Genomic DNA, 19,420 nt, shown 5'->3' on the forward strand with positions numbered 1-19,420 from the left:
ACATAGGAATCAAACGGGAACGAAACAAGGTCGAATCGGTGATGACAAGAGATTCTGGATTCGTTCTCACAAAATATGGTGCCGTTCGGAGTCTCGAGCGCTCGATCTTGAATCTCTAGACTCGGAGCCCGGAGTCATCGACTCCACACCCGAATCGCTGTCAAGCGTTATTCTGAGGCGCGACTCGGTTGCGCGTAAAGGTTAACGCACCATGACTTGCCCGGGCCAAGTAGAAGCGGGTGGCGTTAACGAATTCGACGAAGCGGGAACGAAGAACGGACGAATCGCTGATGGGGCGATGTTCTGATTTTGATCACGGCCACATGTGGTAGGCGACGCGGGGCACCCACCAGCTCTGGGCCGGTGAATCGATCATGCAGGGATCGGGATGAGGATCGCGTTAAGCCCTTCGTCCCGAATTGGGTCGGGACGATCGCGGGGATGGGGGCCGAACGGCAAAAGGCCGCCCGGAGCCTGAAGCTCCGGACGGCCTTTCAGGGGACGCGGTTGGCGATCAGTTGGCGGCGGCCTCGGCGATGTCGGATCCATCGTCGAACTGCCGCGCCTTGACCACCAGCATGCCCTTCATGGTCCGCACGGAGATCTTGTAGGGGAGCATCAGGCGCCCGTCGCCGGCCGGCACGAACCAGGCCTCAAGGTCCTTGTTGTCCCGCATGAACTTGGTCGATTCCCGCCCCTCGCGGTGACCTGCCACCGGCACCCAGCGCGCGCCGCAGACGATCGCATCGCCCTGGTAGCCCGGCACCTTGATGGTCTCGGTCGACTTGTAGGTGAGGCGGATGTCGTAGCGGGTCCAGCCGTCGAAGATCGGCAGCGTCCGGTCGCACACATCGGCGCCCGTGCCTCCCTCGGTCGGCACCAGCGCCGCGGAGAGCGGGTCGATGACATTGCGCTTCGACGCGGCAGTGATCGGCACCCGGTCGTCGGCCTGCGAGAGTTCAGGAACCGCCCGCAGCTTGCCGATACGGCCGCCGGAAAGGCCCATGGTCACCTGCGTGACCTTGTCGCCGCGGCTCATCAGCTCGTAGCTTGCGGGCGAAAGATTGCTGCCGATCCGCCCCTTCACCGTCGCGATGCTCTCCTCCGAGGAGATGATGCGCGCAAGGCCCGAGGTGGAGATATGGAGCTTGGCCGCATAGGCCCCGCGGTCGATCCGGACCGCCAGCGAGCCCTTGGCGATGCCGAATCCCATGAAGGAGACGTCATAGACCGCCTTGGTCTCTGCGGCCGGGGCTGCGGCCTCGGCGAAGGAGATGGCGGGCAGCGCCGCCATCAGCGATGTGGCGACCAGGGGCCGGACCGCCTTGGAGAGAACACGGAAACCGAAAACGGACACTTCATTGCCTCCAGACGCCGCCGCACGGACGACCGCCTCGAGCTGGAGTCCGCCATGGCCCGCGAGCATGCGCCCGCGGTCGGCGATGGTCCAGTCGTCGAGAAACGATGTCGGCCGGGAAACGCGGGCCACCTGCTGTTCGCCCACCTGCCACGCACCAATCATTTGCCGATATGGTAACCGCATCGTTAACGCGCGTCAGCCGGAAATCGATTGTGTCCCGGCCGCAACGGTCGACGAGCGTCACGATCGCGTCGGTCCGGCCCGCGTCGCGCGCGCTTTGCAGGGCCGTCGAATGCCGCGAAGGGTTGACGTGGCGAGGCCCTCTCAGTATAGCAAGGCCACTTTTCGAGGCGCGCCGTTCGGATGCCGGGCGGCGCTTTCGCATGGTTTAGGGGGTTCGGTCCGCTGCGAGGCGTCGATCGGCTCCGGTCAGATGAGAGAAGGATGACCACGATGGCTCGGCGGTGCGAACTGACCGGCAAGGGCGTGTTGTACGGAAACAACGTGAGCCATGCCAACAACAAGACCAAGCGCCGGTTCCTCCCGAACCTGCTGAACGTGACGCTGCTCAGCGACGCGCTCGGCCAGAGCGTTCGTCTGCGCGTCTCCGCCAACGCCCTGCGTTCGGTCGAGCACCGCGGCGGCCTCGACGCCTTCCTGAAGAAGGCGCACGACGAGGAACTCTCCCCGCGCGCTCGCCTGATCAAGAAGCAGGTCGCGGCCAAGCAGGCAGAAGCGGCGTCCGCCTGAGCAGACGTTCCGCGCCTCGGCGGGAGCCCGGGATGATGACCGTTCTCGACCGACGCCTGATTCCATCGATCGCCGCCATGGCGGCGATCGTGGTGGCCAGCAACATCCTGGTCCAGTACCCCTTCGAGCCCTTCGGCCTGGCCGAGGTTCTGACCTGGGGCGCCTTCACCTATCCCTTCGCCTTCCTGGTGACCGACCTCACCAACCGCTGGTTCGGCCCCGCCCGCACCCGGCTGGTTGTCTACGTCGGCTTCGCCCTCGCCGTCCTCCTGTCGCTCGCCCTCGCCGATCCGCGCATCGCGGTCGCCTCCGGCACGGCCTTCCTGGCGGCTCAGCTCCTCGATGTCACGCTGTTCAACCGGCTTCGCGCCGGGTCCTGGTGGCGGGCTCCGCTCGTCTCCTCCTCCGTCGGTTCGGCGGTCGATACGGCCCTCTTCTTCTCGATCGCCTTCGCCGGAACCGGGCTTCCCTGGGATACCTGGGCGCTCGGCGACTTCGCGGTGAAAATGGCGATCGCCGTTCTATCGTTGCTGCCCTATGCGCAACTGATGAACCGGGTGAAGCCCTACGGCGCCGCCCGCGCCACCTGACCGGTGGCCGTCACGGGATGAGCTCGAACTCAAGGTAGAGCGTCCGCTGCAGGAACGACCTGTTGTCGTCCGAGATCAGCGAGATCATCGTCTTGCCGGACGACGGCTCGGTCCAGATCGCCAGGCCTTCCATGTTGTCGATCTGGTGGGCGAGCGAAGCCTCGAAGATCGTCCGGCCATTGATCAAGGCCCCCGGCACCAGTTCGGCCGCCGCCACCCGTCGGATCCGCGCCCGCACGCCGTCTCCGATCGTGAACGCCCGCTCCAGCACGAACAGGTCGTCGCCGGGTCCGAACTTGGCGTCGGTGATGTCGAAGTCGTCGTCGGTGAGCAGGAACCGCCCTTCGACCCGACCTCCGAACAACCAGCCCGGCCGCGCCTCAACGGTCAGCGTCCGCGGCGGCCGCTCCGCGATCACCACTGTCGATCCCTCGAAGGGGCCGCCCGGACGTCCGAGCGCCAGCGATTCCAGTCCTTTCGAAGCGCGAAGGTTGCGGGCGCCCGGGTGGATCCGCACTTCGTGCATCCGCCCAAAGAAGCCATCCTGCCGCACCTCACCCTCGATCACCCGCGGAAACCCTTCCAGGCTGAGCCGGGCGATCTCCTTGCCGTCCCGTTCCACGATGTCGAGCGATTCCGTATCCGATCCGATCTTGCTGCGGACGGGTTCGCCGTTCGATGCGGTCAGCGGCTCCATTCGGCCGTTGGACAGCCCGACGGGCCGGCCCGCGCCGTCGCGCAGGACATCCGCCTGCAGCACCAACCCGTCGTCCGAAATGGCGATGAACGAGGCGCCACCGTTGCGCATGACGAGTCCGGATAGCCCGCCGACGGCCCGGCTCGCGCTCTCCACCTCCAGCCCGCCTCGGAAGACGAGGTCCTGAAACCGCACCACGCTGGGATCGGCGATCTGGAAATGATCGATGACGTGGGTTTCGAACGCGACCGTACTCGGCGTGCGATCGGCGGAGGCCGAACTGCTGGCCAACAGAACCGTGGCCACCGCCGCAAGGATGCCCCGCTGCAGACCCGCCATCCGCCGTCTCACTGAAGGCCCATCCGCGCCGGCGCACGGGTTGGCCCAGTCGCCGGGCTCTTCGGTGCCGGCCGTTTGGCAGGCTGGGCGCTCGCGGCGGCACGACGGCGGCTTTCCTCCTCGAACAGGGAGGCGAGCTGCTCCGTCATCGCGCCGGCGAGCTCTTCCGCATCCACGATCGTCACCGCGCGCCGGTAGTAGCGCGTCACGTCGTGACCGATGCCGATGGCGATCAGCTCGACCGGGGAACGCGTCTCGATGTCCTCGATCACGGCCCGGAGATGCCGTTCCAGGTAGTTGCCCGGGTTCACCGAAAGCGTGGAGTCGTCGACCGGCGCGCCATCGGAGATCATCATCAGGATCTTGCGGTTCTCCGGCCGCGCCAGGATCCGCTGGTGCGCCCAGTCCAACGCCTCGCCGTCGATATTCTCCTTCAGGAGGCCCTCGCGCATCATTAGGCCGAGGTTGCGGCGCGCCCGCCGCCACGGCGCGTCGGCGGCCTTGTACACGATATGGCGAAGATCGTTGAGCCGGCCCGGCTGCGCGGGCTTGCCGGCCGCCAGCCACGCCTCGCGCGACTGGCCGCCCTTCCACGCCTTCGTGGTGAAGCCCAGGAGTTCAACCTTGACCCCGCACCGCTCCAGCGTCCGCGCCAGGATGTCGGCGCAGGCCGCCGCCACCGTGATCGGCCTGCCGCGCATCGAACCGGAGTTGTCGATGACGAGCGTCACCACCGTGTCGCGGAAGTTGGTGTCGCGCTCCACCTTGAAGGCGAGCGGCTGCATCGGATCGGTGATCACGCGGGTGAGGCGCGCCGTGTCCAGCAGCCCCTCCTCCATGTCGAAATCCCAGCCGCGGTTCTGCTGCGCCATCAGCCGCCGCTGCAGCCGGTTGGCGAGGCGCGACACCGCGCCCTGCAGATGCACCAGCTGCTTGTCGAGATAGGCGCGCAGCCGGTCCAGTTCCGCCGCGTCGCAGAGGTCTTCCGGACGGGTCACCTCGTCGAAACGGGTGGTGAACACCTTGTAGTCGTTCTGCGGCGGCTGGTTGCTGAATGGCAGGTCCGGCCGCTTGCTCTCGCCCGCCTCCCGCGACTGGTCCGACGCGTCCTCGTCGAGCGTCTCCTCGGAGGCTTCCGCATCGACCTCGGTCTCGCCGGCCTCCTGCTCCTCGCCCGTCGCCTCCTGCTCCTGCGGCGCTGCCTGATCGGCGGCCTCGCTGTCGTCGGTCTCGCCGGACGACTGGTCGTCGGAGGTGTCGTTGCGGTCGCCGTCGCCGTCGTCCTCGGGCTCCTCCGGCTCGCCGCCGAGTTCCTCGGCCATGTCGAGGGAAGCAAGGAGATGCCGCACCGCGCGGGCGAAGTCGCGCTGCTTGCCGATGACGTTTTCGAGGCCTGCGAGGTCGCGGCCCGCCTTCTCCTCGATCCACTCCCGCCATATCTCGACGACGGGTTCGGCGCTCTTCGGGGGCTTGGCCCCGGTCAGCTTCTCGCGAACCATCAGCGCCACCGCATCTTCCAGCGGCGCGTCCGACTTGTCCGTGACTTCGTGGAAGTTGCCTCGGAAGTAGCGGTCCTCCAGCATGGCGGAGAGGTTCTCCGACACGCCCGGCATGGCCCGGGCGCCGAGCGCCTCGCAGCGCGCCTGCTCCACCGCCTCGAACACCGCGCGCGCCGTCTTGCCCTCCGGCACCAGGTCGCGGTGGACGCCCGCATCGTGGCAGGCGAGCCGCAGCGCGATGGAATCGCCGAGTCCGCGCGTGACCGCCAGGTCGTAGGCCGTCGGCTTGCGCGGCGGCTCCGGCAGCCGGGCGCGATGGCCGGCCAGCGACGGCCTGTCCGTGGCGTAGACGATCTCCAGCTCCGGATCACCCGAGATCGCCCGCATGGCGACGCCGACCGCCTTCTTGAAGGGCTCGGTCGGCGGCTGGGTCTTGGTCGGGGAGGAGGGTTCGCGTGCCATCTCTGTTCTGCTTCAGAAGTCCCGGTCGGGGGCGGGCGGGGATTGCAGTCGCCCGACACCCGGTGTCCGGTCCTCAGGTCATCCCAACACCATGTTCGCGGCGCTCTCCGGCAGTTCCTTGCCGAAGCAGCGCTGGTAGAACTCCGCCACCAGCGGGCGCTCCAGTTCGTCGCACTTGTTGAGGAAGGTGACGCGGAAGCCGAAGCCGATGTCGCCGAAGATCGCGGCGTTCTCCGCCCAGGTGATCACCGTGCGCGGGCTCATCACGGTGGACAGGTCGCCGTTGACGAAGGCTGAGCGGGTCATGTCGGCGACGCGCACCATCTTGGAGACCGTGGCCCGGCCCTCCTCGCCCTTGTACTCCTTCGCCTTGGCAAGGACGATGTCCACTTCCTTGTCGTGCGGCAGGTAGTTAAGCGTGGTGACGATCGACCAGCGGTCCATCTGGCCCTGGTTGATCTGCTGCGTGCCGTGGTAGAGGCCCGACGTGTCGCCGAGGCCGACCGTGTTCGCCGTCGCGAACAGGCGGAAGGCCGGGTGCGGGCGGATCACGCGGTTCTGGTCCAGCAGCGTCAGCTTGCCGGCCACCTCCAGCACGCGCTGGATTACGAACATCACGTCAGGCCGGCCGGCGTCATACTCGTCGAACACCAGCGCGGTGTTCGTCTGCAGCGCCCAGGGCAGGATGCCGTCGCGGAACTCGGTGATCTGGCGGCCGTCGCGGATCACGATCGCGTCCTTGCCGACGAGATCGATGCGGCTGATGTGGCTGTCGAGGTTGACGCGCACCAGCGGCCAGTTCAGCCGCGCGGCCACCTGTTCGATGTGCGTCGACTTGCCCGTGCCGTGATAGCCGGACACCATGACGCGGCGGTTGTGGGCGAAGCCAGCGAGGATCGCGAGCGTCGTGTTGCGGTCGAAGAGATAGTCGGGGTCGTAGTCCGGCACGTATTCGCTCGGCTCGGAATAGGCGGGAACCTCGATATCGCTGTCGATGCCGAACACCTGACGGACCGAGATCTTCATGTCCGGCAGCGGCGCGGCCTCGATCGCAGTCTGAACCATGGAACCTCCAGAAGACGCGCCTTGCAATTCGCGTTGGATACGCGCGCGTCCGAACATCCGACGGAAAGCGCTTGGGGAAGGGCGGGTTCCGAGCTTAGCAGAAGCCCGCCGTCTTCAGGTAGTTATAGGCTTGGATGATTTGCCGCAACCGTTCCTCGGTCGAACGATCGCCGCCGTTCGCATCCGGATGGTGCCGCTTCACCAGCATCTTGAAGCGCGCCTTGATCTCCACCTTGGTCGCTTCGATGTCGAGGCCGAGCGTGTCGAGCGCCTTCTGCGTGGCGGAGGAGACCTTGCGTTTCGGCTCCTCGATCCGCGTCTGGGCGCTGGCTGCGCGCGCGCCGTGGAACATGCCGAACGGGTCGTGCACCGTCTCCGTCCAAGCCTCGCCCTTGCGCCGCGCCGCCTGTGGCTGCGCCTGGCCCCACCGGTTGACGCCCACAGACCAGGTCGGCCGGTGGCCGGTCAGCGCGTCCTTCTGATAGGCCGCGACCGCCTCGTCGCCCATGCCGGCGAAGTAGTTGTAGGACTTGTTGTAGTGCCGCACGTGGTCCATGCAGAACTGGTGGTACTGCCCCTCGCGCCCCCGGCCCTTCGGTGCCTTGTAGGGACCCGGCTGGTCGCACCCCTCCCATTCGCAGGGCGGAAACTGCTCGCGCAGTTCGTCCTCCGCGTCGGGACGGATCCGGATCTTGTCGAAGAGTTTCGAATTCGGCTTCATCGTCGAGCGAGTATGGGGTTCGGGCCGTGCGGCGGCAAGGCGTTGACCGCGCGGATGAGATGTGCAGCAGAACGGATTGACGGCCGGTTTCGACGGCGATCGGTCCCCGGAACGGAGAAAACGCCAGTGACGACGCGCAAGGACCGGATCGCCCTCGCCCTGACCGAGGCTCTGTCGCCGGTGGTTCTGGAGATCGAGGACGAATCGGAACGCCACCACGGCCATGCCGGATACCGCGACGGCGGCCAGACCCACTACCGCATCAAAATCGTGTCGGAAGCCTTCGTCGGCAAGACTCGCGTCGCCCGCCACCGCCTCGTGACGGACGCCCTTAAGGGAGAGTTCGACGACGGCATGCACGCCCTGGCCATCGAAGCGCGGGCGCCTCTGGATTGAGGGCGCGCCTGTTGGATTGAGATGTTGGGGCGGAGGTTCACCCCCGCCGCCATTGACAGGTGACAGTCCGCCGCGTCTCAGCCCCGCTCCGACGCCCCCGCCAGGAACCCCTTCACCGCTTCGCCCGGGACGTCCTTGGCGATGAAGCTCTGCCCGATGCCGTGCGTCAGGATGAAGGTCAGCGTGCCGCGCACGACCTTCTTGTCCTGCGCGATCAGCGCCAGCAAGCCGTCAGCGTCGGGCAGGTCGCCGGGCACCTGGTCGAGACGCGTCGGCAGGCCGACCGCCTCGAAATGGCGGCGGACGCGGGTCGCGTCGTCCGGCCCCATCAGGTTCATGTGAACGGAAAAATCGTGAGCCAGCACCATGCCGATGGCGATCGCCTCGCCGTGCACCAGCTTGTCGGAATAGCCGGTCGCCGCTTCCAGCGCATGGCCGAAGGTGTGCCCGAGGTTGAGCAGCGCCCGGTCGCCGGTCTCCCGCTCGTCGCGCGCGACGATCGCCGCCTTGGACCGGCAGGACGTCGCGATCGCGTGGGTCCGCGCAGCACCGCCGGCGAACACCGCCTGCCAGTTCGCCTCCAGCCAGGTGAAGAAGCCGGCGTCGTCGATCAGCCCGTACTTGGCGACCTCGGCATAGCCGGCGCGGAAATGGCGCTCCGACAGTGTGTCCAGCACGTCCGTGTCGGCGATGACGAGGTCCGGCTGGTGGAACACGCCGACGAGGTTCTTGCCGTGGCTGACGTTGATGCCGGTCTTGCCGCCGACGGAGCTGTCCACCTGGGCGAGCAGCGACGTCGGGATCTGCACGAAGCGCATGCCGCGCCGGACCACCCCGGCGACGAAGCCGGAGAGATCGCCCACCACGCCGCCGCCGAGCGCCACCACCGCGTCGCCGCGCTCGTACCGCCCGCCGATCACCTGGTCCACCACCTGCTCGAAGACGGGGAAGCTCTTGGAGGACTCGCCCGGCGGGATCACCGACGCGCTGGTCTCAACGCCCGCCGAGGCGAGCGACGCATTCAGCGTTGCGAGATGCAGGTCGGCCACCGTCGCGTCCGTCACCACCGCGGCCTTCGCCTTCGGCAGCACCTCCCGGATCAGCGAGCCGGCCCGGGCGAGCAGCCCCGACCCGATCAGGATGTCGTAGGACCGCTCGCCGAGCGCCACGGGCACGCGGACAACGTCACCAGTCTGGTCGGATGTCATTGAGGGTCCTCGGGCTGCGGGAGCGCCAGCCAGCGTTCCAGCGTGGAGATCACGTCCTCCACCACGTGCTCGTGCGGAACGTCGCGGCTCATCACCGTGATGTCGGCGGCCGCGTAGATCGGGTAGCGCGCTTCCACAAGCCGGCGCAGCGTGCCCTCCGGATCCTCCGTATGGAGGAGCGGCCGGTTGGAGCGGCGCCGGACCCGGTCGAACAGGACCTCCACGTCGGCCTTCAGCCAGATCGACACGCCGCGCTCCGCGATGGCGGCGCGCGTTTCCGGGTTCATGAAGGCCCCTCCGCCCGTGGCGATGACCTGCCGGCGTTCTTTCAGGAGGCGCGCGATCACCCGCCTTTCGCCGTCCCGGAAGTAGGCTTCGCCATGTTCGGCGAAGATCTCCGGGATCGTCTTGTTGGCGGCTTCCTCGATGGCGTGGTCGGCGTCGACGAAGGGCAGCGACAGGCGCGCCGCGAGGCGCTTGCCGACGCTGGTCTTGCCCGCGCCCATCATGCCGACGAGAACGATCGACCGGTCCCTGAGGGCGGCGTTGATGGCCTGGGCGCGCTTCAGGTCCTGGACCTGCTGCGGCTCGGCGACAAGGGCGGGCTCGTTCTCCGTCATTTCCCGATGTCTTGCGGCCGAGCCGGTGCCCTGTCAAGCGAGGGCACGGTCCGGATCGATGCTGCCGCCCCGAAAATCCTTGGCATTGCCGGCCCGGAAAGGCACGCTGGTCCAGTGCTTCGTTAACCCTTGCCGATGCATCGTCCGCTCCATGCCCACGCTCTTCCGCTTCGTCCGAACCGTCGCGCTTGCCGCGGCGCTGGTCTATGCGGTGCTGTGGTCGCTCGCCAACCTCGTCGAGCCGCGCATCCGGCCGATGAGCGAGCCGATCGAGAGCCGCATCCTGCGCGACGCCGGCCGCCAGCCCGCCGTCCCGGTCGGCGCGGCCGAGCCGGGCGCCCGGCCCGGGGGACGCACCAATGGCTGACGGACACTGGGTGGAGAGCTTCCTCGAAGCGATGAGCGTGGAACACGCTGCCGCGGAGAACACGCTCGTCTCCTACACGCGCGACCTGGAGGACTACCGCGGCTATCTGCTCGCCCGCGGCCGCGACGTCGGAACCGCGAGCCGCGAGGACGTCGCCGGCTTCATGGCGGCACTCGCCGCCCGCGGCAACGCCCGCTCCACGCAGGCCAGGCGCCTGTCGGCGGTGCGCCAGCTGCACAAGTTCCTCTACGCCGAAGGGCTGCGCGGCGACGACCCGACCACCACCGTGGAAAGCCCGCGTTCGCACCGCCCGCTCCCCAAGGTGCTCACGCTCGACGAGGTCGAGCGCCTGCTTGAAACGGCGCACGCCCTCGCCCACGGCGTCTACGAGGACGCGGCCGAAGCGGTCCGGGCCGCCCGCTTCTGCGCCATGCTTGAGGTGCTCTACGCCTCCGGCCTGCGTGTCTCCGAACTGGTGTCGCTGCCGGCCTCGGCTGTCCGGCCGGACACCCGCACGCTGCTCGTCCGCGGCAAAGGCGACAAGGAGCGCATCGTGCCGCTGGGGGCCAAGGCCCGAGGGGCGATGCTCCACTACCGCCGCGTCCTGAAGGAGAGTGGACGCCACGCCGGCAGCGCCTTCGCCTTTCCGGCGTCGAGCGAGACCGGCCACGTCACCCGCCAGTCCTTCGCCCGGGCCCTGGCCGACTTCGCGCGCGACCACGGCATCACCGCCTTCCAGGTCACCCCGCATGTGCTGCGCCACGCCTTCGCCAGCCACCTGCTGGCGGGCGGCGCGGATTTGCGCGTGGTCCAGGAACTTCTCGGCCACGCCGATATTGCCACCACCGAGATCTACACCCATGTGCAGGGCGACCGGCTGACGGCGCTCGTCGTCGACCATCACCCCCTGTCCAAGGTCGCTTCCGGCCATTGACGCGGGTTTCCGGCCCTGCTTGACAGGGCGAGGCCCAGTCGCCAGTGTGCCGCGCGATCGCGATCCCCCTTCGCGGACCACCCTTTGCAAGCGCCTCCGGCGCGCAGGGTGGCGCCCCGCGAGAGCCCTTGAGAGACGGATGCGCAGCTACCTGGAGTTCGAGAAGCCGGTCGCCGACCTGGAAGGCAAGGTCCAGGAGTTGAAGGCGCTGGGCCAGAACGGCGACGCCGTCTCGATCGGCGACGACATCGCCAAGCTGGAGGCCAAGGCCGCCCAGGCGCTCGCCGACATCTACACCAAGCTGACGCCCTGGCAGAAGACGCAGGTCGCCCGTCACCCGGACCGGCCGCACGCGATCCACTACATCGCCGCCCTGATCGAGGAATGGACGCCCCTTGCCGGCGACCGCAACTTCGGCGAGGACGCCGCCATCCTGGCCGGCCTAGGCCGTTTCCGGGGCCGTCCCGTCGCCGTGCTCGGCCAGGAGAAGGGCCACGACACCCAGACGCGGCTGAAGCACAACTTCGGCATGGCCAAGCCCGAGGGCTACCGCAAGGCCGTCCGCCTGATGGACATGGCCGACCGTTTCGGCCTGCCGGTGATCTCCTTCGTCGACACCGCGGGCGCCTATCCCGGCATCGGCGCCGAGGAACGCGGCCAGGCCGAGGCGATCGCCCGCTCCACCGAGGCCTGCCTGAAGCTTTCCGTGCCCAACGTGGCCCTGGTGATCGGCGAAGGCGGCTCCGGCGGCGCCATCGCCATTGCCACCGCCAACCGCGTCTACATGCTGGAGCACTCGATCTACAGCGTGATCTCGCCGGAAGGCGCCGCCTCGATCCTCTGGAAGGATTCCGCCCGCGCGCAGGATGCCGCCGGCAACATGCGCATCACGGCGCAGGACCTGGCCCGTATCGGCATCATCGACGCCATCATCAAGGAACCGGTCGGCGGCGCCCACCGCGATCCGGACGTCGTGCTCAAGGCCGCCGGCGACGTGATTGCCGCTGCGCTCGCCGAGTTCGACGGCAAGTCGCCCGCCGAGATCAAGCTGGCCCGCCGGCAGAAATTCCTGGCGATCGGCCGCGAACTCAAGCTCTGAGCAGGCAACAGCTTTGCTCGCCCTTGCCCATTGCCCCCTGTTTTTCCATGATTTGTCTGCGTTGCGGTAACCAATCGGTAACTCTACTCGTCAAGGATATGGTCACGAGGAGCGGCGCTGCGCCGGTCCCGTGCGGGCGGGGGCGCCTGCAAAGCATGGCCGGACGGCGCGCTGCCTCTCCGGCCGCCTTGCGACGGCAGGCTTGATCAGGGCGGCCAGATGGGCTGGACTCCGGTTCGACCGGAGCGGCCACGGCCTTCAGAACGGCGATACGTCGACCATGCGCGAACTGAAGCGTACCACCTCCTTCAAGCGGACCGTCGTCCGCATCGCCGGCGCCGCGGTGCTCGGCCTTGCCCTTGTCGGCTGCCAGGCCGCCGACGAGCTCGGCTACGGCCCCAAGCACCTGCGCGAGGTTTCCGCGGCGACCAGGGAGAAGATGTCGGAGCTCGGCATGAGCGAGACCTCTCCGGTCCTGATGCGGATCTTCAAGGAGGAGAGCAAGTTCGAGGTCTGGAAGAAGGACCGCACGGGCCGCTACGCGCTCCTGAAGAGCTACGACATCTGCAAGTGGTCGGGCAACCTCGGACCCAAGATCAAGGAAGGCGACCGGCAGGCCCCGGAAGGCTACTACACGATCACACCGGGCCTGATGAACCCGAACTCGCAGTACCACCTGGCCTTCAACACCGGCTTCCCCAACGCCTACGACCGCGCCAACGCCCGCACCGGCACCGCGCTGATGGTCCATGGCGCCTGTTCCTCGCGCGGCTGCTACGCGATGACCGACGCGCAGATCCAGGAGATCTACGCGCTCGCCCGCGACGCCTTCCGCGGCGGCCAGCGCTCCTTCCAGCTGCAGGCCTATCCCTTCCGCATGACGGCCGAGAACATGGGCCGCCACTGGAAGAGCCCGCACATGGGCTTCTGGAAGATGCTGAAGGAGGGCTACGACACCTTCGAGCTGACGCGCCAGGAACCCAAGGTCGACGTCTGCGGCCGCCAGTATGTGTTCAACGCCGGCACCAAGGAGCCGCTGAGCCCCGTCGACGCCTGCCCGGCGCTGGAGCAGCCTGCCGATCTCCTGATGGCTCTGCGCAAGAAGGCGACAGAAGACGAGCAGAAGGCCATCGTTGTGGCCGCCCGGCTGGAAACCGAGGAAAAGGCGAACGACGAGCACAAGCTGATGCTTGCCCAACGCACGGAGCAGCTGCGCGTCGCCGAACTGGAGCGCCAGCAGAAGGCCGCGACTGGCGCCGGAGACGGCCTGATCGCCTCGGTTTGGGGCGCCGATCCGACCGCCACCACCGCTTCGCTGCCGGCTGCGGCCGGCGACGGCACGGCCTTGGCGATGGCCCCGGCGGAGGCCGGTCAGTCCCGCGGCAGCCGCTCGATGTTCACCCGCCTGTTCTCCTTCGGTGACGAGACGCCGGTTCTCCCCGCGCCGACTGCGGCGACGGCCGTTGCCGCACCGACGGCCGGCTCCGAGGCCGCGACGGCGTCGGTCACCACCACGGTTCCCGCGCTGCCCGCCGCCCCGGTGGCTGGCACGACCGCATCCGCACAGAAGTCCGATCCGGTGGCGCTGCCGCCGCCGGAGGTCCAGTCCGCCAGCGCACCGGAAGCGCCCGTGGTCGAGCGGCACGATGGCGAAGACACCGGCTGGTGGCCGCTCCGCGGCCTCTTCTGAAGCGCTGACGCACAAGCTTTGGCGATGCGGGCGCCCGTTGCGGCGCCCGCTCACGTTTTCGCGTTCGTCGCAGGCGGGAACCGAAGCCGTTTCGGCCTTCCATAACAGGGACGGGTCGGGTTAAGCTTGCCTCATGAGCACGTTGTCGATCGATGTTCGCAGGGCTCGGGTGGAGGATGCGGCCGGGATCGCGGCCGTTCACGATGCCGCTTGGCGCCTCGCCTACCGCGGCATCCTTCCCGGCCTTGACCTGGAGCGCATGGTGGAGCGGCGCGGTCCGGCATGGTGGACCAAGGCCATCCGCCGGCATGTGATCGTGCTGGTCCTGGAGGTCGATCGCCGCGTGGTCGGCTACGCCACGCTCGGCCCCAGCCGGATGCGCACGCTGCCCTACAAGGGCGAGATCTACGAAATCTACGTCCTGCCGGAGTACCAGGGCATCGGCCTCGGCCGTCGCCTGTTCCAGTCGGCCCGCCGCATGCTCGCCGACCTCAAGTTCGACGGCCTCGCGGTGCGTGCGCTGCGGTCCAACGACGGCGCGGTCGGCTTCTATCGCCGGCTCGGCGGCCACACGGTGGTGGAGACCGGCGAGCGCATCGGCGACACCATCCTTCCGGTGCTGGTGTTCGGCTGGCAGGCAGGCTGAGGCCCGCGGCGGAGCATCGTCGCGCGGCGCGGTTCACGCGAACAGCCCGTGCAGGTACCAGCGCGGTTGGTCCACCTCCCGCCCGTAGAGACCATCGCGGAACATCCAGAAGCGCCGGCCTTCCGCGTCCTCCACGCGGAAATAGTCGCGCGTGAAGCCGGGCTCGCCGGTCTTCCACCACTCCGGCGCGATCCGCTCCGGCCCCTCCGCCCGCATCACGTCGTAGAGCACCCGCCGCCATCGGAAGCGCAGCGGCGGCCCGTCCGGCACGCCGGCCACCGTCTCCACCGGCTCCGGCTCGGCCAGCAGCCGGGCGGGAAAGCGCGGCGGCTCGCCGAAGTCCGGCCGCGGCGCGGCGGCCCAGGAGAGCGCCTTCTCCGCCGCCGCGGCCGCCGGCACCAGGGCGGCGGTGAGTTCCGGCACATGGCTGTCGAGCGGCAGCGCCCGTGTCACCGCCGCAAGCCCGAAACGCGCCCCGAGCCGGTCGACCAGCCGCTCCACGTCGGCGGTCCGGTCGGTCTCGCCGGAAAGGTCCATCTGAGCCCCGTCGAGCCGGGCGGCAAGGAGAACGGACAGCCGCACCAGGTCGTAGCCGTAGCCCGGGTCGAGCCCGCCCCCGACCCGCGTCGCCAGCCGCTCGCCGATCAGCGACACCATGCTCGAGGGGTCGCGGATCGGCCGCGCCGTTCCCACCTCCACGCGCGTCACGTGGCCGTCGGCCCGGAACAGCGAAAGCTCCAGGAGCCGCGCGCCCTCCCCGCGTCCGTCCAGCCCGGCGGCGAGCGAGGCCGCCAGCGAGACCACCGCCGCCTCCACGTCGTCGAGCCGGGACACCGGCTCGGCGAAGCGGCGCTCGGCGATCGCCAGCGGCGCCGGCAGCCGCGGCGTGATCGATTCGCCGAGCCGGCCGAGCGCCTGGTCGAGACGACGGACGAGGTCGGGCCCGAACCGGGCGGTGAGCGGCGCCCGCGGCTGGCCGGCGACGTCGGCGACGGTCTTCAGCCCCACCCGGGCGAGCGCGGCGACCGTTTCCGCCGACAGCCGGAGCGCGGCGATCGGCAGCGGCATCAGCCGTTCCGCCTCCAATCCCTCTGCCACCACGCCGCCGCGATCGAAGCGGGCGGCCGCCCAGGCCGCCCCCACCGTGCCGGCCACCGCCCCACGCGCGGCGAAGCCCTGCCCCTCCAGACGCTCCAGGCAGTCGGCCAGCAGCGCCGCCTCCCCACCGAAGAGATGGGCGCAGCCGGTGATGTCGAGGATGAGGCCGTCCGGCGGATCGAGCCCGACCAGCGGCGTGTAGCGGTCGGCCCAGTCCGCCACGGCGGCGAGCAGACCCGCGTCGGCCGCCTCGTCGGCCTCGTCGACCGCGAGCGAGGGCACCATGGCCCGGGCATCGGCAAGACCCATGCCCACCTTGATGCCGAGCCCGCGCGCCGCCTCGTCCACAGCCGAGACGCGCACAGCCCCGCCCGCCTTGACCACCACCGCATGCGGCGGTTCATCCGCCGGCCGTCCGCCGCCTCCCGCCTGCGAACGCCACGACCGCCCCCATCGCATCCGCGCCAGCCGGTCGGTCGCCAGCCGCGGCAACCACAGGCTGAGGAAGCGGAAGGCGCGGCGCGGCGGCACGGAAGCAGCGGTCGTCATGGCTCCACTCCATTTCAGCGACGCCGGTGCGGCCGTCGCGGTTCTTCTCCACCGTCACGCTGAAGGCTGGCAGCCCCGGACCGCTCCCGTAGCCCTCGATCGGCATCGACAGGCTGGGCCGCACCGAAAGCCGCGTCGCTGCCGCCGACGCCGCCTCCGCCGCGCCGAGGGCGGCCAGGAACACCGGCACCCCGCTCTCCCGCGCCCGCAGCGCCAGCCGCCGCGAGGCCGTGAGGTCGAGCGCCTTGGGCAGCCCCTGCACCTCGCCCACCACCGCCGAGAGCCCGGCGCAACCGAGCCCCTCCTCCACCGCCCAGAGCACGTCCGCCGCATCGCGCGCCTCCACCTGGAGCAGCCGGGCCGGGTCGAAACCGAGGTGGACCAGCCCGAGCGGCGCCGGCCGCCCGGCCTCGTAGGCGACCCGCGCCTCGCGCACCCAGAGCACCGGCCCGCGCCGCCGCGCCCCGACCGCTACCGCCAGCCCGGCGAGGAAGCCCGCCAGCGCCCCGGCCGCCCGCGTCTCGGCCGTCCGGATCTCGGTGAGGGCGGCGAGTGGCAGCCCGCCCTTGGAGAACAGCCCGTCGAAGGCCGGCACGCCGAGGGTCAGCCGCCCCGGCCCGGCTCCCCCCGCCTTCTCCAACCGCGCGGCAGCCTCGATCCGGCCTTCCATCGCCGCCACCACCTGGCGAAGATCGGCCAGCGACAGGCATCCCTCCCCGCCGGCCGGAGCCCGTGCGCTCTCCCCCGTTCCGCCAGGCGGAACGGCTTCCGCCGAAAGGGCGGCGAGGGGCGGTCGGGGCCTGCGCAGGAACGCACGGACCCGTCCCGCATCCGAAGGACGGACGCGCGGCTGCATCACACTGAAAACCCGAACTGATGTTCTACTTATGTTCCTATGGATTCCGAAACCCGCGCCAAGAGTCAAGGCCGGGGATGGCGAATGGGAAAACAGCGTAGCCGGCCGGCCGCCGGAGCCCGGCGAAGAAAGCACCCGCCGGTGACCTCCGGCACCCTCGCCCGTTCACCCTTTTGCTGCATCGCACAAACGGATGACTTGGCGAGCCCGCCCGAACCCGCTAAACACGCGGGCGACGCCATGCGGCCCGGCCCGTGGCGGGACCAGACCGGAGAGACAAGCCATGCGCATCGACGCCGTTCCCATCGGCAAGAACCCGCCCGAAGACGTCAACGTCATCATCGAGGTGCCGATCGGCGGCGAGCCCATCAAGTACGAGATGGATAAGGAGGCCGGCGCGATGTACGTCGACCGCTTCCTCTACACCTCGATGCGCTACCCCGGGAACTACGGCTTCGTCCCCCACACCCTTTCCGACGACGGCGACCCGATCGACGTGGTGGTGATCAACACCCGCGCGATCATTCCGGGCGCCATCATCAACTGCCGTCCGATCGGTGTCCTGAAGATGCAGGACGAGAGCGGCCACGACGAGAAGATCATCGCGGTTCCCTCCTCCAAGCTCACCAAGCGCTACGACAAGGTGCAGAGCCACACCGACCTGCCCGACATCACGCTGCACCAGATCGAGCACTTCTTCGAGCACTACAAGGACCTGGAGCCCGGCAAGTGGGTGAAGGTCATCGGCTGGGGCGATGCGGAAGAAGCCAAGCAGATGATCCAGGCCGCCATCGAAGCCGCCAAGGCCGAGAAGACCAAGGCCTGAGGCCTTGCGGTCCGCCTGACGAAAGGCCCGGGCGACCGGGCCTTTCTTGTTGATCGCCCGCTGCCTCAGCGCCCCGCGGGAGCCGGCGTGCCGGCCGCCGCGGTCGAGGCTCGCCCCTGGGCGCGCGTCGTCATCAGAACGCCGACGGTGATCACCGCCGCCCCGATCCAGGTGAGCGGCGCGTAGCGCTCGCCGAGAACCGCCACGCCGATCAGCAGCCCCACCGCCGCGCCCACATAGCCGATCTGGCTGAGGTAGACCGGGCCGCCCACCGCCTGCAGGCGGAAGAAGAACGCGAACATCGCCGACGCCGTCGCGACCTGTCCGAGCACCAGGAGCGGCGATCCCGCAAGGAGCTCGGCTGCTTCCATATCTCCCGTGGCGATGAGAGCCGACAGAAGCAGGGCTGCCGACGCCAGGTGGCTGCCGGCCGCCAGTTCCACCGATCCCGCCTCCGTCGGCCAGTCCACCGTCCGGTAGATGTTGCCGGAAGCCAGGAACACCGGGATGAGAAGGCCGAGAAGGACCCAGCCGGCCTCCGCAGGCTGCCCGGCTTCGCCCCGCGTCAGCGCCACCGTGGCCGCGCCCGCGAACCCCACTGCGATCCCGGCGATCCCCAGCGCATTCGGCCGCCGCACCCCGAACAGGATCGACAGGCCGAGCGTGATCACCGGCGAGAGGGTGAACATGATCCCGGTGTAGCCCGCGCCGAGATGGGGCACCACGGCGAACATCAGCACGTTCGGAATGGCAAAGGATATCGCACCCGCGATCAGGGCATAGCGTACCACCCGCACCGTCAGCGCCGGTCGGATCTTGCGGACCGCCAGAACGAGGACGAGCACCCCGCCGACGCCGCCCGAGATCACCAGGGCCCAGAGCAGCGCCGGGATGCCCGCAGCCGTCGCCAGCTTGCCGAACGGCGGTGTCGCCCCGAGCAGGATGCCGGTGACGAGGAGGAGGCCGAAAGTGGAATGCCAGAGGCGGGTCATCATGCGTCTCGATCGATCGGCGGCCATGCTCTCAGCCCGCAGGCAGCGGCATTTCCGGCTTGGCGACCCCCATCGCGCAGGCTATGATTTAGCATAAAGAATCTTAGCGTCAAGATACATGAAGGCGAGAACCATGGACCGCGCCGCCCGGGCGATCATGCAGTGGCAGGCCGAGAGGCCCGACCTCGACCCCAGCCCGATGGCCGTGCTGGGCCGCCTCAGCGAAGCCGCGACCCTTGCCCGTGAGCAGCAGGCCGCCGTCTTCGCCCGCTTCGGCCTGCAGCCGGGCGAGTTCGACGTGCTGGCGACGCTGCGTCGATCAGGCCAGCCCCATGCGCTCACACCCACCGCCCTCTACGAGGCGACGATGGTCACCTCCGGCGCGATGACCGGGCGGATCGATCGCCTGGAGGCGGCCGGACTGGTCGCCCGCTCCCCCCACCCGGAAGACCGGCGCGGCACCGTCGTCCGCCTCACCCCCAAGGGATTGGCGCTCATCGACGAGGCCGTCACCGCGCACGTCGACAACGAGCACCGCATGTTGGGCGGCCTCTCTCCATCCGATCGGACGGCCCTGGCCGACCTCCTGGCCAGGCTCATCGCCACGCTCGAGGCTTGAGCGCGGTCTCATTCCAAATTTCGAAGCCCCATCCGAT

At 69.1% G+C, this 19,420-nt stretch carries 20 protein-coding genes; 10 read left to right on the forward strand and 10 right to left on the reverse strand.

Going from position 1 to position 19,420, the window contains the following annotated elements:
• Positions 1-514 precede the first annotated feature (514 nt).
• Positions 515-1,357, reverse strand: a complete 843-nt coding sequence (locus HZ321_RS06185; protein WP_181701217.1) for a DUF3108 domain-containing protein — start codon at positions 1,355-1,357, stop codon at positions 515-517.
• Positions 1,358-1,813: 456 nt separating this feature from the next.
• Between HZ321_RS06185 and rpmB the strand changes: the two genes are divergently transcribed.
• Positions 1,814-2,110, forward strand: a complete 297-nt coding sequence (gene rpmB / locus HZ321_RS06190; protein WP_181701763.1) for a 50S ribosomal protein L28 — start codon at positions 1,814-1,816, stop codon at positions 2,108-2,110.
• A gap of 32 nt (positions 2,111-2,142) precedes the next feature.
• The gene (locus HZ321_RS06195; protein ID WP_181701220.1) at positions 2,143-2,700 is read left to right on the forward strand and encodes a queuosine precursor transporter; all 558 of its coding nucleotides are present in this window, start codon (positions 2,143-2,145) and stop codon (positions 2,698-2,700) included.
• 10 nt (positions 2,701-2,710) lie between these two features.
• On the opposite strand, the gene HZ321_RS06200 is transcribed toward HZ321_RS06195, so the two are convergent.
• The 4 genes from HZ321_RS06200 to HZ321_RS06215 form a co-directional block, all read right to left on the reverse strand.
• Positions 2,711-3,736 carry an esterase-like activity of phytase family protein gene (locus tag HZ321_RS06200; RefSeq protein ID WP_181701223.1) on the reverse strand — a complete coding sequence of 342 codons (1,026 nt, stop codon included), beginning with the start codon at positions 3,734-3,736 and terminating at the stop codon, positions 2,711-2,713.
• 8 nt (positions 3,737-3,744) lie between these two features.
• Positions 3,745-5,697: a cobaltochelatase subunit CobT gene (gene cobT / locus HZ321_RS06205; RefSeq protein WP_181701226.1), complete on the reverse strand. Its 1,953-nt coding sequence runs from the start codon at positions 5,695-5,697 to the stop codon at positions 3,745-3,747.
• Between the two features lie 78 nt (positions 5,698-5,775).
• A complete protein-coding gene (cobS, locus tag HZ321_RS06210; protein WP_181701229.1) occupies positions 5,776-6,762 on the reverse strand; it encodes a cobaltochelatase subunit CobS in 987 nt (328 codons plus the stop codon).
• Positions 6,763-6,856: 94 nt separating this feature from the next.
• Positions 6,857-7,483: a J domain-containing protein gene (locus HZ321_RS06215; RefSeq protein ID WP_181701232.1), complete on the reverse strand. Its 627-nt coding sequence runs from the start codon at positions 7,481-7,483 to the stop codon at positions 6,857-6,859.
• Between the two features lie 126 nt (positions 7,484-7,609).
• Here HZ321_RS06215 and HZ321_RS06220 point away from each other — a divergent pair, with 126 nt between their 5' ends.
• Positions 7,610-7,879 (forward strand): BolA family protein, encoded by a 270-nt coding sequence (locus HZ321_RS06220; RefSeq protein ID WP_342343813.1) that lies wholly within the window; start codon positions 7,610-7,612, stop codon positions 7,877-7,879.
• 77 nt (positions 7,880-7,956) lie between these two features.
• On the opposite strand, the gene aroB is transcribed toward HZ321_RS06220, so the two are convergent.
• On the reverse strand, positions 7,957-9,087 hold the full coding sequence (gene aroB, locus HZ321_RS06225) for a 3-dehydroquinate synthase (protein ID WP_181701235.1): 1,131 nt from the start codon (positions 9,085-9,087) through the stop codon (positions 7,957-7,959).
• On the reverse strand, positions 9,084-9,707 hold the full coding sequence (locus HZ321_RS06230) for a shikimate kinase (RefSeq protein ID WP_181701238.1): 624 nt from the start codon (positions 9,705-9,707) through the stop codon (positions 9,084-9,086). Before HZ321_RS06230 ends, aroB begins: the two co-directional genes overlap by 4 nt.
• A 151-nt stretch (positions 9,708-9,858) precedes the next feature.
• Between HZ321_RS06230 and HZ321_RS21915 the strand changes: the two genes are divergently transcribed.
• From HZ321_RS21915 to HZ321_RS06255, 5 genes are all read left to right on the forward strand, one after another.
• Positions 9,859-10,074 (forward strand): histidine kinase, encoded by a 216-nt coding sequence (locus HZ321_RS21915; RefSeq protein ID WP_342343814.1) that lies wholly within the window; start codon positions 9,859-9,861, stop codon positions 10,072-10,074.
• A complete protein-coding gene (locus HZ321_RS06240) occupies positions 10,067-11,008 on the forward strand; it encodes a site-specific tyrosine recombinase XerD (RefSeq protein WP_181701240.1) in 942 nt (313 codons plus the stop codon). Before HZ321_RS21915 ends, HZ321_RS06240 begins: the two co-directional genes overlap by 8 nt.
• A gap of 139 nt (positions 11,009-11,147) precedes the next feature.
• Complete coding sequence (locus HZ321_RS06245; RefSeq protein ID WP_181701241.1) at positions 11,148-12,107, forward strand: acetyl-CoA carboxylase carboxyltransferase subunit alpha; 960 nt, start codon at positions 11,148-11,150, stop codon at positions 12,105-12,107.
• A gap of 280 nt (positions 12,108-12,387) precedes the next feature.
• Positions 12,388-13,797 (forward strand): L,D-transpeptidase family protein, encoded by a 1,410-nt coding sequence (locus HZ321_RS06250; protein ID WP_181701243.1) that lies wholly within the window; start codon positions 12,388-12,390, stop codon positions 13,795-13,797.
• A gap of 133 nt (positions 13,798-13,930) precedes the next feature.
• Positions 13,931-14,443: a GNAT family N-acetyltransferase gene (locus HZ321_RS06255; protein ID WP_181701245.1), complete on the forward strand. Its 513-nt coding sequence runs from the start codon at positions 13,931-13,933 to the stop codon at positions 14,441-14,443.
• A gap of 33 nt (positions 14,444-14,476) precedes the next feature.
• Here the strand turns inward: HZ321_RS06255 and HZ321_RS06260 are convergent, their stop codons facing one another.
• Together HZ321_RS06260 and HZ321_RS21625 are read right to left on the reverse strand one after the other, a co-directional pair.
• Entirely contained in the window at positions 14,477-16,000 is a 1,524-nt protein-coding gene (locus tag HZ321_RS06260; RefSeq protein ID WP_244635698.1) for a Y-family DNA polymerase, read from the reverse strand.
• Positions 15,942-16,946: an ImuA family protein gene (locus tag HZ321_RS21625; RefSeq protein ID WP_244635593.1), complete on the reverse strand. Its 1,005-nt coding sequence runs from the start codon at positions 16,944-16,946 to the stop codon at positions 15,942-15,944. Before HZ321_RS21625 ends, HZ321_RS06260 begins: the two co-directional genes overlap by 59 nt.
• 283 nt (positions 16,947-17,229) lie before the next feature.
• Here HZ321_RS21625 and ppa point away from each other — a divergent pair, with 283 nt between their 5' ends.
• Positions 17,230-17,772 carry an inorganic diphosphatase gene (gene ppa, locus HZ321_RS06265; RefSeq protein ID WP_181701249.1) on the forward strand — a complete coding sequence of 181 codons (543 nt, stop codon included), beginning with the start codon at positions 17,230-17,232 and terminating at the stop codon, positions 17,770-17,772.
• A 65-nt stretch (positions 17,773-17,837) separates the two neighbouring features.
• Here the strand turns inward: ppa and HZ321_RS06270 are convergent, their stop codons facing one another.
• Positions 17,838-18,764 carry a DMT family transporter gene (locus tag HZ321_RS06270; protein WP_181701251.1) on the reverse strand — a complete coding sequence of 309 codons (927 nt, stop codon included), beginning with the start codon at positions 18,762-18,764 and terminating at the stop codon, positions 17,838-17,840.
• 133 nt (positions 18,765-18,897) lie between these two features.
• Between HZ321_RS06270 and HZ321_RS06275 the strand changes: the two genes are divergently transcribed.
• The gene (locus HZ321_RS06275) at positions 18,898-19,383 is read left to right on the forward strand and encodes a MarR family winged helix-turn-helix transcriptional regulator (protein ID WP_181701253.1); all 486 of its coding nucleotides are present in this window, start codon (positions 18,898-18,900) and stop codon (positions 19,381-19,383) included.
• Positions 19,384-19,420: the final 37 nt, after the last annotated feature.

Origin of the sequence: Chthonobacter albigriseus (genome assembly GCF_013839445.1) — a bacterium.
Lineage (GTDB): Bacteria > Pseudomonadota > Alphaproteobacteria > Rhizobiales > Pleomorphomonadaceae > Chthonobacter > Chthonobacter albigriseus.

Coding starts and splice junctions, on each gene's coding strand:
- HZ321_RS21625 (WP_244635593.1), bottom strand. CDS start 16,946: ATGCAGCCGCGCGTCCGTCCTTCGGATGCGGGACGGGTCCGTGCGTTC.
- HZ321_RS06245 (WP_181701241.1), top strand. CDS start 11,148: ATGCGCAGCTACCTGGAGTTCGAGAAGCCGGTCGCCGACCTGGAAGGC.
- HZ321_RS06200 (WP_181701223.1), bottom strand. CDS start 3,736: ATGGCGGGTCTGCAGCGGGGCATCCTTGCGGCGGTGGCCACGGTTCTG.
- cobS (WP_181701229.1), bottom strand. CDS start 6,762: ATGGTTCAGACTGCGATCGAGGCCGCGCCGCTGCCGGACATGAAGATC.
- rpmB (WP_181701763.1), top strand. CDS start 1,814: ATGGCTCGGCGGTGCGAACTGACCGGCAAGGGCGTGTTGTACGGAAAC.
- cobT (WP_181701226.1), bottom strand. CDS start 5,697: ATGGCACGCGAACCCTCCTCCCCGACCAAGACCCAGCCGCCGACCGAG.
- HZ321_RS06255 (WP_181701245.1), top strand. CDS start 13,931: ATGAGCACGTTGTCGATCGATGTTCGCAGGGCTCGGGTGGAGGATGCG.
- HZ321_RS06275 (WP_181701253.1), top strand. CDS start 18,898: ATGGACCGCGCCGCCCGGGCGATCATGCAGTGGCAGGCCGAGAGGCCC.
- aroB (WP_181701235.1), bottom strand. CDS start 9,087: ATGACATCCGACCAGACTGGTGACGTTGTCCGCGTGCCCGTGGCGCTC.
- HZ321_RS06270 (WP_181701251.1), bottom strand. CDS start 18,764: ATGACCCGCCTCTGGCATTCCACTTTCGGCCTCCTCCTCGTCACCGGC.
- HZ321_RS21915 (WP_342343814.1), top strand. CDS start 9,859: ATGCCCACGCTCTTCCGCTTCGTCCGAACCGTCGCGCTTGCCGCGGCG.
- ppa (WP_181701249.1), top strand. CDS start 17,230: ATGCGCATCGACGCCGTTCCCATCGGCAAGAACCCGCCCGAAGACGTC.
- HZ321_RS06260 (WP_244635698.1), bottom strand. CDS start 16,000: ATGCGATGGGGGCGGTCGTGGCGTTCGCAGGCGGGAGGCGGCGGACGG.
- HZ321_RS06240 (WP_181701240.1), top strand. CDS start 10,067: ATGGCTGACGGACACTGGGTGGAGAGCTTCCTCGAAGCGATGAGCGTG.
- HZ321_RS06195 (WP_181701220.1), top strand. CDS start 2,143: ATGATGACCGTTCTCGACCGACGCCTGATTCCATCGATCGCCGCCATG.
- HZ321_RS06215 (WP_181701232.1), bottom strand. CDS start 7,483: ATGAAGCCGAATTCGAAACTCTTCGACAAGATCCGGATCCGTCCCGAC.
- HZ321_RS06230 (WP_181701238.1), bottom strand. CDS start 9,707: ATGACGGAGAACGAGCCCGCCCTTGTCGCCGAGCCGCAGCAGGTCCAG.
- HZ321_RS06250 (WP_181701243.1), top strand. CDS start 12,388: ATGCGCGAACTGAAGCGTACCACCTCCTTCAAGCGGACCGTCGTCCGC.